The organism is Halolamina sp. CBA1230 (genome assembly GCF_002025255.2).
Lineage (GTDB): Archaea > Halobacteriota > Halobacteria > Halobacteriales > Haloferacaceae > Halolamina.
Genome location: NZ_CP054587.1, coordinates 2,412,810 through 2,425,440 on the forward strand (window position 1 = coordinate 2,412,810; position 12,631 = coordinate 2,425,440).

At 57.9% G+C, this 12,631-nt stretch carries 18 protein-coding genes; 11 read left to right on the forward strand and 7 right to left on the reverse strand.

The features are described 5' to 3' along the window. Positions 1 to 28: 28 nt before the first annotated feature. Together B4589_RS12725 and B4589_RS12730 are read right to left on the reverse strand one after the other, a co-directional pair. Positions 29 to 616: a hypothetical protein gene (locus B4589_RS12725; protein ID WP_143414344.1), complete on the reverse strand. Its 588-nt coding sequence runs from the start codon at positions 614 to 616 to the stop codon at positions 29 to 31. Between the two features lie 364 nt (positions 617 to 980). Further along, positions 981 to 1,217 carry a helix-turn-helix domain-containing protein gene (locus B4589_RS12730; RefSeq protein WP_079234620.1) on the reverse strand — a complete coding sequence of 79 codons (237 nt, stop codon included), beginning with the start codon at positions 1,215 to 1,217 and terminating at the stop codon, positions 981 to 983. A 177-nt stretch (positions 1,218 to 1,394) separates the two neighbouring features. On the opposite strand from B4589_RS12730, the gene B4589_RS12735 reads away from it, so the two are divergent. The 8 genes from B4589_RS12735 (at position 1,395) to B4589_RS12770 (ending at position 6,723) form a co-directional block, all read left to right on the forward strand. Continuing rightward, positions 1,395 to 1,907, forward strand: coding sequence for an SWIM zinc finger family protein (locus tag B4589_RS12735; RefSeq protein ID WP_079234621.1), 513 nt, complete (start codon positions 1,395 to 1,397; stop codon positions 1,905 to 1,907). Continuing rightward, complete coding sequence (locus B4589_RS12740) at positions 1,904 to 2,767, forward strand: hypothetical protein (protein ID WP_079234622.1); 864 nt, start codon at positions 1,904 to 1,906, stop codon at positions 2,765 to 2,767. The genes B4589_RS12735 and B4589_RS12740 overlap by 4 nt, the downstream gene beginning before the upstream one ends. A 192-nt stretch (positions 2,768 to 2,959) precedes the next feature. Beyond that, positions 2,960 to 3,181, forward strand: coding sequence for a hypothetical protein (locus tag B4589_RS12745; RefSeq protein WP_079234623.1), 222 nt, complete (start codon positions 2,960 to 2,962; stop codon positions 3,179 to 3,181). A 47-nt stretch (positions 3,182 to 3,228) separates the two neighbouring features. Beyond that, on the forward strand, positions 3,229 to 3,366 hold the full coding sequence (locus B4589_RS12750; RefSeq protein ID WP_158081183.1) for a hypothetical protein: 138 nt from the start codon (positions 3,229 to 3,231) through the stop codon (positions 3,364 to 3,366). Between the two features lie 114 nt (positions 3,367 to 3,480). Beyond that, on the forward strand, positions 3,481 to 4,476 hold the full coding sequence (locus tag B4589_RS12755; protein WP_079234624.1) for a hypothetical protein: 996 nt from the start codon (positions 3,481 to 3,483) through the stop codon (positions 4,474 to 4,476). Next, the gene (locus B4589_RS12760; protein WP_079234625.1) at positions 4,473 to 4,979 is read left to right on the forward strand and encodes a hypothetical protein; all 507 of its coding nucleotides are present in this window, start codon (positions 4,473 to 4,475) and stop codon (positions 4,977 to 4,979) included. Before B4589_RS12755 ends, B4589_RS12760 begins: the two co-directional genes overlap by 4 nt. Before the next feature lie 73 nt (positions 4,980 to 5,052). Further along, positions 5,053 to 6,210 (forward strand): type I restriction endonuclease, encoded by a 1,158-nt coding sequence (locus tag B4589_RS12765; RefSeq protein ID WP_079234626.1) that lies wholly within the window; start codon positions 5,053 to 5,055, stop codon positions 6,208 to 6,210. Between the two features lie 15 nt (positions 6,211 to 6,225). After that, positions 6,226 to 6,723 carry a hypothetical protein gene (locus B4589_RS12770; RefSeq protein WP_143414345.1) on the forward strand — a complete coding sequence of 166 codons (498 nt, stop codon included), beginning with the start codon at positions 6,226 to 6,228 and terminating at the stop codon, positions 6,721 to 6,723. A 25-nt stretch (positions 6,724 to 6,748) separates the two neighbouring features. On the opposite strand, the gene B4589_RS12775 is transcribed toward B4589_RS12770, so the two are convergent. Continuing rightward, positions 6,749 to 7,354, reverse strand: coding sequence for a hypothetical protein (locus B4589_RS12775; RefSeq protein ID WP_143414346.1), 606 nt, complete (start codon positions 7,352 to 7,354; stop codon positions 6,749 to 6,751). Positions 7,355 to 7,869: 515 nt separating this feature from the next. Next, a complete protein-coding gene (locus tag B4589_RS12780; RefSeq protein WP_079234627.1) occupies positions 7,870 to 9,036 on the reverse strand; it encodes an AI-2E family transporter in 1,167 nt (388 codons plus the stop codon). Between the two features lie 125 nt (positions 9,037 to 9,161). On the opposite strand from B4589_RS12780, the gene dacZ reads away from it, so the two are divergent. Together dacZ and B4589_RS12790 are read left to right on the forward strand one after the other, a co-directional pair. Then, positions 9,162 to 9,968, forward strand: a complete 807-nt coding sequence (dacZ, locus tag B4589_RS12785; RefSeq protein WP_079234628.1) for a diadenylate cyclase DacZ — start codon at positions 9,162 to 9,164, stop codon at positions 9,966 to 9,968. Continuing rightward, positions 9,968 to 10,771, forward strand: a complete 804-nt coding sequence (locus tag B4589_RS12790) for a mechanosensitive ion channel domain-containing protein (protein WP_255246089.1) — start codon at positions 9,968 to 9,970, stop codon at positions 10,769 to 10,771. Before dacZ ends, B4589_RS12790 begins: the two co-directional genes overlap by 1 nt. A 22-nt stretch (positions 10,772 to 10,793) precedes the next feature. Here the strand turns inward: B4589_RS12790 and B4589_RS12795 are convergent, their stop codons facing one another. Both B4589_RS12795 and B4589_RS12800 read right to left on the reverse strand, forming a co-directional pair. Continuing rightward, positions 10,794 to 11,297, reverse strand: a complete 504-nt coding sequence (locus B4589_RS12795) for a DapH/DapD/GlmU-related protein (protein WP_079234629.1) — start codon at positions 11,295 to 11,297, stop codon at positions 10,794 to 10,796. Between the two features lie 126 nt (positions 11,298 to 11,423). Continuing rightward, on the reverse strand, positions 11,424 to 11,618 hold the full coding sequence (locus B4589_RS12800) for a cold-shock protein (RefSeq protein ID WP_049981782.1): 195 nt from the start codon (positions 11,616 to 11,618) through the stop codon (positions 11,424 to 11,426). A gap of 105 nt (positions 11,619 to 11,723) precedes the next feature. Between B4589_RS12800 and B4589_RS12805 the strand changes: the two genes are divergently transcribed. Further along, on the forward strand, positions 11,724 to 12,110 hold the full coding sequence (locus tag B4589_RS12805; RefSeq protein ID WP_079234630.1) for a ribbon-helix-helix protein, CopG family: 387 nt from the start codon (positions 11,724 to 11,726) through the stop codon (positions 12,108 to 12,110). Here the strand turns inward: B4589_RS12805 and B4589_RS12810 are convergent. Continuing rightward, positions 12,107 to 12,562 carry a DUF5814 domain-containing protein gene (locus B4589_RS12810; protein ID WP_079234631.1) on the reverse strand — a complete coding sequence of 152 codons (456 nt, stop codon included), beginning with the start codon at positions 12,560 to 12,562 and terminating at the stop codon, positions 12,107 to 12,109. The two genes, B4589_RS12805 and B4589_RS12810, sit on opposite strands and share 4 nt — an antisense overlap. Positions 12,563 to 12,631: the final 69 nt, after the last annotated feature.

Genomic DNA, 12,631 nt, shown 5'->3' on the forward strand with positions numbered 1-12,631 from the left:
TAAGGGGTATATATACCCCTTGGGGGGTTTATATGCTATCGTCCCCGTGCAGGTGATGTTCATTTCGGTTCTCGTCCTGTACTGATGGTGCAGTATCAGGTAGCCGAGACTCAATCTTACCGTACGCACTCTTTACGGATTTCTCATCAAGATTGAGGGAATCCACTATCTCTTGGAAGAGCGGGTCCATCTTCTCATCAGACAAGTTCGGATGGCAACGTCGTTCAGTATTCTTACAATTTTCCTCAACAACGTAGGAACAAACGCAGTATGCAACTAAAGATGATTCTAAGCCGAGCTTTTCTCGGTCAAGATTGACGAAGTACCCCCGTGCTTGACCTCGCTCTTTAGGTGTCAAACCTAATTGTGCAGACAAGATGTCAATATAGTCACTCGCCATCTCGTAGGTGATGACTTGGTCATTGTACCAATTGAGCGCTGTTACCTTGCCAGAATTGATTTCTTTTAAATACTTGAAGTGTTGTTTCTTATTTAATTTTCTATAATCTGATATAAAACTCCCCTCAGGAGCATCATCGGCACGGAAGTGTGTTGCATTGTTTGAATCGGGATTATCGGGAGTTCGGAACTGATTTCGATTTTTTTGAGTACTCATAGATAAGTTAGTGGCAGACCTGACTCCTTCCGCTCCTTATCGGCGCTGACCCTACAGCTACCGCTTGCTGATGTTTTCGTTATGTCTCTCCCTGCCCTTTGACTTGTAAGCCTCTGGCTGGGAGTTGACGAGAGACCCGTAGAACGGTGGTGAGTAAGTAGGTCGATGGGTACTTTAGGAGTCTGGGGTCTGCTCATTAACCAGATATTTCTCCAAACACGAAAGTCTACCGGAGATGAATCTTTAGCAGGTGTTCCCGACGCCCGATTTCGCCGAAAATCTGGTCAAATACCCTCAGCTTCGAGCGCGGAAGGTTACTAATGATGTACGGGTGGGGGTGTCTCCGATGTTCCAACCGGGCCGCTTACTCGTCCATCAAAATGTAGACCACAGCTCGCGCGCCGACTTTCTTTTTTTGTAGCTCTCCCCTGTCAACCAGACTTTCCAATTTGTTGTAGGCGGACGCCCGAGAGCAGTCCAATTCCTCGGCGACCTCCGTAGCAGTCAGTACGGGCAAATTCGCGTTCTGGAAGACAGACAGTACGCTATCAAGCGTCACCTGCTCTGTGTACTGCCCGCTCTCATCTCTCTCACGCTCCATGCGCGTGTGTCCGGGCGGGCGGAGTATAATCCCTCTGGCTTCGAGGTTATTGGGGAAGACTTATCACCAATAGCTTCGTGGTTACTGGTAGAAGGTCGCTCGACCCTCGGGGCGTTGCGGTTCGGAAAACGCCCGGTGCTTGGAACACCGGACGGTGGCCTTCTTGGGAGAAAGCCAATGGAAGATACAACGACTACAGCTGATAAGCGCATCGTTGAGGAACTACAGTTCGGTGCAAAGACTGCGAAGCGGGTTGGGTGGGAAGCATGGGAGTTCTCAGTAGAGGCTCCGCACCTTGTTCGGGTTACGAACGCAAGCTACGGGTTCGAGAAGGAGGACCATAGCTATCTCGTCGGCGTCGACGACCGCGGCGACGTCGTCGTCCCCGCTGAGTGCGGCTGTAAGGCCGACCGCTTCCGCGACCACTACGACTGCAAGCACAAAGTCGCGCTGGCGACTATCGGTGGTCCTGTCGTTCTCCAAGCTGCTGTAGACGTGGAGAGCAGCGCGCCGGCCTTATCGGTGCAAGAGCGCGACGACGTCACAACGGTCGCAGACAAACTCCAGACTGACGGCGGGAGTGTGGCCGTCGACGCCGATTCAGACAGCTGTCGGCACGGCGACGACCGTTGTGACGGTCCTAACGGTGAGGGGCTTCCCTGCTTCCCCTGCTTCGAGGTGGGCCGATGACGGACCACAAGAACGACGAGCGCACCGTCCGCTGTCCGGTCGAAGGCTGTGACGCAACGCCGCTGGCAAGAGGCGTGAATCTTCACGTCAATCGTTCGAGCGGGGACGGGCATGGCCCGCGCGGAGAAGTCCCTGAGGGAATCTCGTTCGAAAACCTCGAAACAGTCGGTGAGCGCGAGGTCGAGATGGACTATCCCGACGAACGAAATAACGAGAAACATGCGCGCCTGTGCCCCTACTGTTCCCAGAGCTTCGCCGGCGTGCAGGGGCTAATGATTCATCTGGGCCAGACGGCTGGCCGAAAGAATCACCCTGCGAACCCGAAAGAACGGCACGAACCCGGGGACTTCCCCCGTGTAGAGGTGGATGCTCAGGGGAATCTTCAGCAGGTCGTTGATACGTCGCCGACAGACGACACCGAGAAGGGCGCAGTTTCGGAAGCACGGGTGTTCAACCTGATTGCCGACCTCGTCGCAGACGGCGAGGTGCTAACTGCGAATCGGGTTCGTAGCCAGCTTCTCGGTGTCAACAGCGTAAATCGCCCAGTCAGAACAGAGTCCCCTCACCCAGAGGTCTTCGACGCGCTCTTAGCACACGGCTATGCGGATGATGCCACCAACGACATCTCTGCCGCCGTCGAGAAGGAAGGCATCATGGTTGCACTTCGAGGGGAATCAGCACTCTACACGACTGACGAAGCTCTCGACCTCGCGGCTTATCTGGAAGAGTTGGCCGACCGGCGGGACTGGCAGGATAGTGAAATGCGGGATTTCATCGAGTTCCTTCGATACAGTACAGAACTCCTACGTAACGACGGGGGAAGAGAAAGTCTCCACGAGGAGTTCTCCAGCTGGCGGTGAGTCCTTCCATGGCCCCCGCTTTCCGTGTCTGTGAACCCTGCCCACGTTGCGGCGACGACAGCAACGTGTGGTACTCCGAAAAGGCCGAGCCGACCGTAACGAAGGAACACTACACTTGCGAGAAGTGCGGGTTCGAGTGGACTGAAATCAGGCAGGACTAACCCACTCGCGCCCTTATCGCTGCCTACGTTGATGGAACAGTTCACCGAGGGCGACCGTGTGCGTGTGGACATCCCCGACGAGACTGACCCTGATTACGAGCGCTACCACGGAGTTCAGGGGACGGTCGTCGCCGTCCTCGAAGACGACGCGGGTCGAACTACTGGCGACGAACGCGATTCCCTACTATTTCGAGTGGAACTCGAAGACGGCCATGTAGAGGACTTTCGTTGGCGGGACCTTAGACCGCGATAAACGGCCGCTCTACCAGCGAAAAGGGTTCACTCCTTGCGGCTGATGGTATGGGCGACGAACAGGATAAAAATCTTGAGATACCCCTACTAACCGACGAAGAGGAAGTTCACGCCATGGCAGGTGCCGAGACGGATGAAGAGAAGGCAGTCGCGGTCGCACAGGCTCACCTCATTGGCGACCTGTAGTTTCCTTCTGCGGAGTGCAAATATTGGGGCCACTCCCTATTGGGACGCCGATGTTACCCTAATTTTGCTCAAATGTATTCACTTTTATAATGTGTTAATTCGAGAGGGTGAGTAATGCCCTCGGAGAAACTTGTCCCTTACAAGTTCGAGATTTACGAACACCGGAACCCTGACAACAAATATAATCTCACCAGTCTCCGAGAATCCGATACCTCATTTAGCGAGAATCATCTACTCGATTTGCTGGAAAACCTCTTTAACAAGCAAGATACCAACCTTGAGCCTGCGACCAATGATAAGACGTTCGTAATTGAGGAATACCATCGTGATGGAAACGTAATTGAAGGCATTGTTTCCACCGGGTACCACGGCTATGAGGCGGAAATCCGGGATGTTGAATCAGGGAATATGACTCACCTCAAGGGTGAAGATGAAGCCGAGCAAATGCCTCTATACTTTCTAATTTATCTCCCACAGACAACGGCAGGCGAACCATATGAGAAGGGGCAAACTGCGCTAATAATTCTTCATCAGGTGAACCGAATCGGGGCAAAGGGGAAATTCAAGAAGCATATCAAGCAATCCTGCCTCAGTGGCGTGACTGACTATACTATGAAAATGGAGCCGGTGACCACAGAGGATGTACTTGAGAAAGTGATTGAGGCTGACCGGATTGCCAAGTTGGACCTCAACGTTCAGAAAATCCCCGGCGACGACGAAAGCAGAATGGAATTAGTGAAGGGTCTAAGTACTGAGGAAGTCGGAACCCGGTCGATTGTTCTACGTCCCAAACACGGTAAGAGCCTTGATTGGGTGAAACGACAGGCTGAGAGATTCAAGAACTCCGAGAAGCATTTCGGGACGATAGTTGGCGGTGATGTAGAGAACTTCAGCGTCACAATTCAGAAGGATGGGGGGCGGAGCGAGACGTTCTCGCTTCTGAATGATGAAGTTGCCATGCGGAAAGACCTCGATAGCGAGGAACTACGCACTGACTCTGGTCTCATTACGGCACGTTCCCTTCGTGCTGAATCGAACGAATTGGCCAATGATATATTCAATCAGCAGATTGTAGAGTCACTCACGGGGTCAGCCAACGTCCACAGATGATATTCGGAAACATCCGGAGTATCATTGGCGACCACTACTCGTCCCTTGGGCAAGAGACTGGTCTAAAGACGCCCTTCGATTACATTCTATTGGCTATCCTGTTCGTCGCTTTCCCAGTTGGGGTCGGCTTTGCTCTTGCGAACTATGTCGTACTCTGGTCCGGCTTCATCACTGCTTCTGCTTCTGTTCTGAGTGTCCTGACCGGCTTCTCGATTAACACCATCATCCTTCTCATGAGGTATGACAAGGATGGCGGTCACCCCTACGAACAAAAGACGGTGAGGAAGACGAAGGAGTTCACCCTCTACGCTATTTTAGCAGGTGTCGTCCTTATCATCTGTCTCGTTTTTGGAATGGTAGTATCGCGGATTGGCGGAGCCGCCGGTTCAGGACTGGCCTTCGTCGTAAGTGGCGTCGTCTACAGCCTGATGGCACATTATTTCCTCACACTATTGGTCATAACCCACCGTCTCTGGTCGTTGATACACGGAGACGTGATTTGAGACTCGGGACTATTGGACCCAGTTCACTCATTCACAGGGATTGATATGGTGTCGGGAAGTGGTGACAGACAATATGAATAGGGACGCTGTTCGGGGCTACGTGGAGCAATCTGAGGCCGTTCTGGACTCTTCTCCGCAGATGGACGAAGCGAATACAAAAGCGGCTGTCTTGCGCGACTTCTTGGAACTTCTTGACTGGCAGATTCCACAAGACACCCAACTCGAATACTCTGTGGAAGCCTTCGGAAACACATATAAAGTCGATTATGCACTGATTCTCGAAGGAACTCCGGTCGCATTTCTCGAAGCGAAGGGCGCAGATACCTCCCTCACACACGACCACGAGGAACAGTTGTCGTCGTATATGACGAATAAGAATGTTACCTATGGTATCCTGTCGAATGGCAAGCAGTATCGCTTCTTTCAGCGCCGTGTAGACGCCTCGAACGTAGACGTGCAGAAGGTCGGTGACGTAGCCCTCGAAGACCTCCCAAGCCGTCTTGCGGTCCTGAAGGCCTACGAGAAGGACGCTATCGAGTCTGGCGAATCTGGGAAGATACTCGGTCGAATCAACGAACTCCGTGAGGCCCGCCAAACCCTCGAAGCGGAAAAAGACGACTTGGCAGTTGAACTCTCAAACGCACTGGCAAACGAGGTTTCAGACTCTATCTCGTCGCTTGCAGAGACGCAGGCAAAAGAGATGATTGATAGGCTCGTTGAGGACATTAACTCCGAAATCGACGCCGACGGCGGAGGTGCTGACGAACCGGTTGGTGGCGGTAGTGGCGGTATCAAGCCAACAGGAAATCATCTCGCGGGAGCAATTCGGCGGACTGAGATTGGCGGCAACGATGACGCGAAAGTAGCGGTGTTCCCGACGAAGGAGTCGGGTCTACCGTTTCTCAAGGAGAACAACGCGTGGGGATTCGTTCGGGTTGGAAGCGAGTTCGAGTACGTTGCGATGTACGTGACCGGTGACGTGCGTCAGGTCAAATACTTTGCCACGGTCAAGGACGTAGTTCCGCCCGAAGAGGCCGAATTATCTCGCCCAATCGAAGAGTATGCAGACGGCGCGAAAATCGCAGAGGACAAGATGGTAATTCGATTCGAGCCGGAGAGTCTGTACGAGTTGGAAGACCCAGTACCCTACGAGACGAAATACCCACAGGGTCTCCGATATACTACGCTTGGAGCACTTCGGTCAGCACAGACAACGGACGATATGCTCTGACAGATTTGAGAAATCATGATGGTTTCATCTTTTCTCACAAGTCTCGGGCTGGCTTGTGATATTCTCGGTGCGCTCATTCTTGCAGTTCCGGACGTACCTCTGCTTGCACAACGATTTGAGTTCGGTCGTCTGCGTCGCGCCCGTGAAAAAATGGAGGCAGAAGGAGTTCAGGCCGGAGATGCAGGATTCGATGGTCTGCTTGCTTCGCTTGAAGGGATAGAACCGATTGAACAAGCGTCAGCAGATGATATTGGAGATGATGTGGTAGAGATTGTAATAGATAGACGTACAGGAGTAGCCGCGTCGGATATTGATTTTAATTGGGGAGAGGAATATGTCGAAGCGAGATATGAACCGGACGGGGATTATGATGAAGCCGATTTCTATGATACTGGGGATGTATATCGGAGAATACGCGAAAGGGTGGATGGAAAGGCAACCAGAGTTCGTGTGACTGGCCTTTTCCTGCTTGCCGGTGGATTTACGCTCCAATTCATCGCCACTCTTGTCTGACTCATTAGCCGACAGATGATTATCTTTAGAATGGCGAGAACGGCAAAGTGAACATTAGTTGGAATATCCCAATCATGGCGACAAGGAGTGTAGTCATCGTTGCCAGCCTCTGCATCTCTTTCGGCCTTTCGTGTATGACTCGGTAGTGGTCCCGGTCCCAAACAGAGAAGGTGTATGCTGGCGAGTAATTGGCTCCACTTCCTGCGTGTAGTTTGCGTTGAACAGAATCTCCCTTTCCTGAGTGTCCCCCTGCGTCAAGCCCGATTACGCCGTGTCCCTCAAAGGCCAGTAGTTCCCCACCAAACTCATATTCCCGGGACTCTCCCTGTGGAATCTCGATGTCGAGTTTTCCCTGATACACAGGCTCGGGCATACCGTCACCGATAGCAATATACCACGAAACACTGCTTCCCTCAACGAAATCGTATTCAGTGTTGTTAGTTATCTCAACCGTGAATCGAGGTCGTTCGTCGGTGAAGTAAATAGTTCGTCGTCCCCCCGAAGTCTTCCCCGGCTCGACTTCGTTTTTAGCTCTCTGAAACAGGGTAAGCTCGCTGTCTTGACGTTCGTCTATCGGGTCTACTCTCGCTTCCAAACCGTCGTGGAATATAATAGGCTGTGAGGCTGGCATACAGCCCTATGGGTACCCGGGGTAAGTAAAACGAATCCGCACAGTGAAACTCCATCAGAATCCATCGTCGAAAATCAAATTGAAGAGCCACCAAGGCGACCAGCAGACCACCGCCAAGAAGTGCCAGTGCCACAGCTCCGGTTACCAATAGCCGAAAGAACACCGGAGAAAGGACCTCTATTAAAAGGTTATCTGAAATAGGTGTCAGCGTGACTCGCGCTTAACGCTGTCCCGGTCGAGGGTTTATATGTAATGCCCCCATTTGGTCTGTTAGACAAGGTGAAAACGGGACGCGCCACCCAGAATTTGGCGCGTTAGCGTGCCTATGCACAACGGCGCTTAGGACGCTATCCCGTAGGGGTCCGCCGGTTCGAATCCGGTCCCGCGCACTGACTGAGTTTTCGAGCGCAGCGAGAAAACGAAGAAGGGAGCAGGAGCTGATTCGCGGCCCAGAGAACGAACGGAGTGAGTTCTCGCGGTTCGAACCCGGTCCCGCGATCCTCTGCTCGCTCCCGTCACTCCCGCCCGAACACCCTCGACGTCCCGTCCCGAACCCGCTCGCGAACGCTTCGGTTGGTCGAGACGCCGAAATCCGTCAGCCGCATCTGGTCCGACGATACACCCTCGTCCTCGTCGGCGCCCAGCAGGCGCGGCAGCGCGGTCTGGGCGAACGTCAGCCCGACCACGAGCACGATCGGCGCGAAGAAGAGCCCGTAGAACCCCAGCACCACGGGTCCGAGCGTGTACGCGAGCATCAGGAGCCCGACGTGGGTGTTCTCGCCGCTGAGGATCGGGCGCAGGAGGATGTCCGGGATCGTGTCGACGACGACGACGGCGACGACGAGGAAGCCGACGATGTACACCAGCAGCGACTGGTCGCCGCCGAGCGCGATCGGGAGCGCCGCGATGGCCGTCAGCGGGAGGTAGACGATCTTCATCCCCACGACCGGGATCAGGCTCGCGATCCCCGTCAGCGTGCCCGCAAGCGCGGGGTACGGGACTTCGGCGGGGGCGGGCGCGACCGCGTTGTAGGCGGTGAAGGAAGCGATGGCGATCAGCGAGATGGCGATCACGTTCAGGAGGTTGCCAAAGAGCACCGACTCCAGCTCCGCGTCGGCCGCTTCGAGGTACTCCCGAATGATGGCGTCCTCGTCGAACCGGAGCAGCCAGTCACGGATGCGCCGGCCGTCGAGCAGCAGGTAGTAGGTGACGATCACGACGACGAACAGGTTGAGGAAAAAGCCCGAGATCAGCGAGGTCAGCAGTTCCGCGTGGTTGCTCGCGAACCCGATGAACGGCGAGAGGTCGCCCGACTGGTACGCCTCGTACAGCCCCTGGACGGTGAACGCCGGGATCGCCTCCACGGCGCCGAGCCACTCGACGTTCGTCGCCGCCACGTCGAGCAACGAGTACTGCTCGACGAACGTCCGGGCCTCGATCACCAGCAGCACCGTCGCGTAGCTGACGAGCAACAGCAGCGGCACCGCCAGCGAGACGAGCACCGTCACCGCGCGCACTCGCGCCGGGAGCCGGAGCCGGCGGAGGAACTTGAAGTACCGACGCGTCGAGTAGTAGAGGAACACCGACACTGTCAGCGGGGCGATGAATTGGTGTGCGAGGAAGCCGAGCACGGCCGTGACGGCCACGCCGAACAGGGCGATGATCAGCCGTCTCTCGTCCATGCGCAGCTAATCAGCGCGTTCGGTCTAAAGTCTGCTGGAGTGACACCCTTCGCGAACGATCGTGTCAGACGCCCGTCTGACGGACCCACAAACCCTTTGATCCACGGGCGGGATTATTCCTGATAATGTCGACCCCTGCCGATCTCCTCGACGACCTGACGGCGGATCTGGACGCGGTGTTCGTGTTCTCCCCCAGTAGCGGGTTCTACGACCGCTTCGAGGAGCTGGAGGGGGATGTGGTGGTGGTCGCGCCCGAGAACGTGGTCGACGCCGAGCAGTTCGTCGAACTCCCGCTGGAGTTCGAGAACGTCCGTGACCGGATCCGGTTCGGCGTCGAGGGGGCGATGGATCGCGACATCGTCGACGACGGCGACGAGGTGGGCTGTGTGGTAACCGTGTTCGGCGACCACGACTCCTTCGTCCGCGTGCGCGCCGACGAGTCGATGCACTCCGGCGTGTACGATCTGTTCGCCAACTCGCGTGCGGACCCGGGCGTCATCCGTGACGTGTTCGAGGTCGCCATCGAACTGGGGAAGAAAGGGCAGAAAGGCAAGCCGGTGGGGGCGCTGTTCGTCACCGGCGACGCCGGGAAGGTGATGAACAAGTCCCGGCCGCTGTCGTACAACCCCTTCGAGAAGTCCCACGTCCACGTCGGCGACCCGATCGTGAACGTGATGCTCAAGGAGTTCTCGCGGCTCGACGGCGCGTTCGTGATCTCCGATTCGGGGAAGATCGTCTCCGCGTACCGCTACCTCGAACCCGGCGCCGAGGGGGTGGATATCCCGAAGGGGCTGGGCGCCCGCCACATGGCCGGCGCCGCGATCACTCGCGCCACGAACGCGACGGCCATCGTGCTCTCGGAGTCCGACGGGATGGTGCGTGCGTTCAAGGGCGGCGAGCTGATACTGGAGATCGACCCGGAGGACTACTGATGTATCCGATGGCGTTCCAGCCCGGGTTCGAGATCGGCGGGCCGCTGGGTGCGATCCCCGAGCGCGTCTGGCTCGCGCTGGGGGTGTTCGTCCTCGCGCTGGTGCTCGCGTGGCTGGTCGTCAGAGTCAACGCCGGCCTGCTCCGACGGGCCGGCCTGCCCGAGACGATCGAGGGGACGGCGTTCGAGCGGACCGTCCGCGGGATCGGCACCTCGACGGTCGCGATCCTCTCTCAGCTCTCGGGCTGGTTCATCGCCATTCTCGGCGCTATCATCGCCATCTCCATCGCGGAGCCGAGCTACGCCGATCAGTTCTGGTCGCGGACCACCGGCTTCTTCCCCAGTTTCTTCGTCGCGCTGCTGATCCTGATCGTCGGCGTCGTCGTCGGCGACAAGGTCGGGATCCTGCTCTCCGAGCGGCTCCGCAGCGTCAAACTCCCCCAGATCGGGATCGTCCCCACCGCCGCGAAGTACAGCGTGTTCTACGTCGCGGTCGTGCTCGCGCTCGACCAGATCGGCGTCGCGACGTTCGCGCTGGTCGTGCTGCTGGCGCTGTACGTGCTCGCGCTGATCGTGTTCACGGTCGTTGCGGGGAAACAGCTGCTGACCTCCGCGGCCGCGGGGCTGTACCTGTTCCTGAACGAGCCGTACGGGATCGGCGACGAGGTGAAGATCGGCGACCAGCGCGGCATCGTCCAGGAGATCGACCTGTTCGTCACCCACATCGAGTCCGACGGCGAGGAGTACGTCGTCCCGAACGACCGTGTGTTCGAGGGCGGGATCGTGATCGTCCACGACGACTGAGTCGGCCGTCGCCGCCGTCCGTTCACTCGGACCGATCCATCGGCTCCGCGGGCACGCCAGCGACCGTCTCCCCCTCGGGCACGTCCTCGACGACTAGCGAGTTCGCCGCCACCTGCGCGTCGTCGCCGATCTCGACGCCGGGGAGCACGATCGCGCCGGCGCCGATCATCGCCCGGTCGCCGACGACCACGTCGCCGAGGCGGTACTCCTCCTGCAGGAACTCGTGACAGAGCAGTGTCGCGTCGTAGCCGACGATGGCGTCGTCGCCCAGCGTGATCCGTTCCGGCCAGAACACGTCAGGGGTAGCTTCGAGCCCCCACGAGACGCCCGCGCCCACGTCGGCGCCGAGCCGCCGGAGCAGCCAGTTCTTGAGCCGGAGGCTCGGCGAGATCCGGATCAGCCAGACGGCGACGTAGTTCAGCGCCACCCGCAGCGGGGATTTCGCGCTGGGCCAGTGCCGGAGGGAGTTCCGCGGGCCGGGCGTGGGGTGGCGCGCCAGCCGATCGAACCGCGTGTCGTCGCTCATGCCCCGGGGTTGGACTGGGGCGGACAAAACGACACGGGGCGCGCTCGGGGGTTGTCGTTGCTCGGATCGCTAACGCGACCGCTACTCGGTGTGATAAACGCAGAAAGTCCGCAGCGAAGAACCGACTTACAGACGGGTCAGGTTCGTCGCGCGGGGGCCCTTGTCGGCCTGTTCGATGTCAAACTCAACTTCCTGGCCTTCCTCGAGGTCCGGGCCGCCCACGTCTTCCATGTGGAAGAAGACGTCTTCGTCCGCGTCCTCAGTCTCGATGAAACCGTAACCGCCCGTGTCGTTGAAGAAATCAACCGTTCCAGTCGCCATTGCAACCCAACAGAGAGCGGCCACCCGGATAACCCTTTCGAGAGAGCGACTCCCACCCGGCTCCCACAAACGCTTAAGTTCGGCCGCTCGCAACCGCCGGGCAACATGGGGACCAAGAGCAAGACGATCTCCTTCCGCGTCGACGAGGACGCGTTCGAGACGCTTCGCGAGATCGCGGAGGAACGGGAGCTCTCGCTGTCGGCGGTGTTCCGGGACTACGTCGACACGCTCATCGCCCACGACGGGCAGGTCGATCTCGTCCCTGCCGACGAGCGCGGCGAGGACGGCGAGGGGTTCCCGCCGACCGTGGAGGTGCCGAAGAGCTTCATTCGCGAGCACGAACGCCTAGAGCTCGAGGCCGACCACCTGCGCGAGCAGCTGGAGGAGCACAAACGCTACATCGACTACCTGCGCGAGCAGGCCGACGAGGAGGAAGAAGTCGTCAAGCTCGAAGAGCTCGACGGCGACGAGAACACGTACCAGATCGGTTAGCCCGAGAGCTCCTGTTTGGCCTCGCGGGCGCGGCGCGCGGCCTCCTGGTCCCCTTCGACTTCTGCGAGCGACTCGACGGCTTCCAGCCGCCGGATCGCGCTGTCGAGGAAGGAGAGCACGTCCCCCGAGTACGCGTACAGCATGTACTCGGCGGACATCGTGTCGACGATTGCGTCGGGGCCGAGCCCCTGCGCGCGGAGTTCGAGCAGGTACTGGATGAACTTCTCCTCGGGGTGGCCGCAGTAGGGGTTGTTGTCGCAGTCGCAGTCGAGGAAGTCCTCCGCGAAGTCGAGCACCTTCTCGCGGGTCGCCTCGTCGAGCTTCTCCATCCCGTCACCGGTGAACAGCAGGTCCAGCGTCGCCCCCTTGAACGCGCCCTTGGGGATCGAGCGCTCCAGCTGGGAGGCGATCTGCCGGTGGTTCTTGACGTAGATCTTGTCGGTGATGGCCACTACCGGCGGCTACGGCGTTGGTCGCAAAAAGCCCCTCGCTCCCCTGCGGAAGCGTGGCACGGCCCCGGG

Excerpts from the sequence above, each read along its gene's own strand:
- B4589_RS12725 (WP_143414344.1), bottom strand. The coding sequence starts at position 616 with ATGAGTACTCAAAAAAATCGAAATCAGTTCCGAACTCCCGATAATCCC.
- B4589_RS12730 (WP_079234620.1), bottom strand. The coding sequence starts at position 1,217 with ATGGAGCGTGAGAGAGATGAGAGCGGGCAGTACACAGAGCAGGTGACG.
- B4589_RS12735 (WP_079234621.1), top strand. The coding sequence starts at position 1,395 with ATGGAAGATACAACGACTACAGCTGATAAGCGCATCGTTGAGGAACTA.
- B4589_RS12740 (WP_079234622.1), top strand. The coding sequence starts at position 1,904 with ATGACGGACCACAAGAACGACGAGCGCACCGTCCGCTGTCCGGTCGAA.
- B4589_RS12745 (WP_079234623.1), top strand. The coding sequence starts at position 2,960 with ATGGAACAGTTCACCGAGGGCGACCGTGTGCGTGTGGACATCCCCGAC.
- B4589_RS12750 (WP_158081183.1), top strand. The coding sequence starts at position 3,229 with ATGGGCGACGAACAGGATAAAAATCTTGAGATACCCCTACTAACCGAC.
- B4589_RS12755 (WP_079234624.1), top strand. The coding sequence starts at position 3,481 with ATGCCCTCGGAGAAACTTGTCCCTTACAAGTTCGAGATTTACGAACAC.
- B4589_RS12760 (WP_079234625.1), top strand. The coding sequence starts at position 4,473 with ATGATATTCGGAAACATCCGGAGTATCATTGGCGACCACTACTCGTCC.
- B4589_RS12765 (WP_079234626.1), top strand. The coding sequence starts at position 5,053 with ATGAATAGGGACGCTGTTCGGGGCTACGTGGAGCAATCTGAGGCCGTT.
- B4589_RS12770 (WP_143414345.1), top strand. The coding sequence starts at position 6,226 with ATGATGGTTTCATCTTTTCTCACAAGTCTCGGGCTGGCTTGTGATATT.
- B4589_RS12775 (WP_143414346.1), bottom strand. The coding sequence starts at position 7,354 with ATGCCAGCCTCACAGCCTATTATATTCCACGACGGTTTGGAAGCGAGA.
- B4589_RS12780 (WP_079234627.1), bottom strand. The coding sequence starts at position 9,036 with ATGGACGAGAGACGGCTGATCATCGCCCTGTTCGGCGTGGCCGTCACG.
- dacZ (WP_079234628.1), top strand. The coding sequence starts at position 9,162 with ATGTCGACCCCTGCCGATCTCCTCGACGACCTGACGGCGGATCTGGAC.
- B4589_RS12790 (WP_255246089.1), top strand. The coding sequence starts at position 9,968 with ATGTATCCGATGGCGTTCCAGCCCGGGTTCGAGATCGGCGGGCCGCTG.
- B4589_RS12795 (WP_079234629.1), bottom strand. The coding sequence starts at position 11,297 with ATGAGCGACGACACGCGGTTCGATCGGCTGGCGCGCCACCCCACGCCC.
- B4589_RS12800 (WP_049981782.1), bottom strand. The coding sequence starts at position 11,618 with ATGGCGACTGGAACGGTTGATTTCTTCAACGACACGGGCGGTTACGGT.
- B4589_RS12805 (WP_079234630.1), top strand. The coding sequence starts at position 11,724 with ATGGGGACCAAGAGCAAGACGATCTCCTTCCGCGTCGACGAGGACGCG.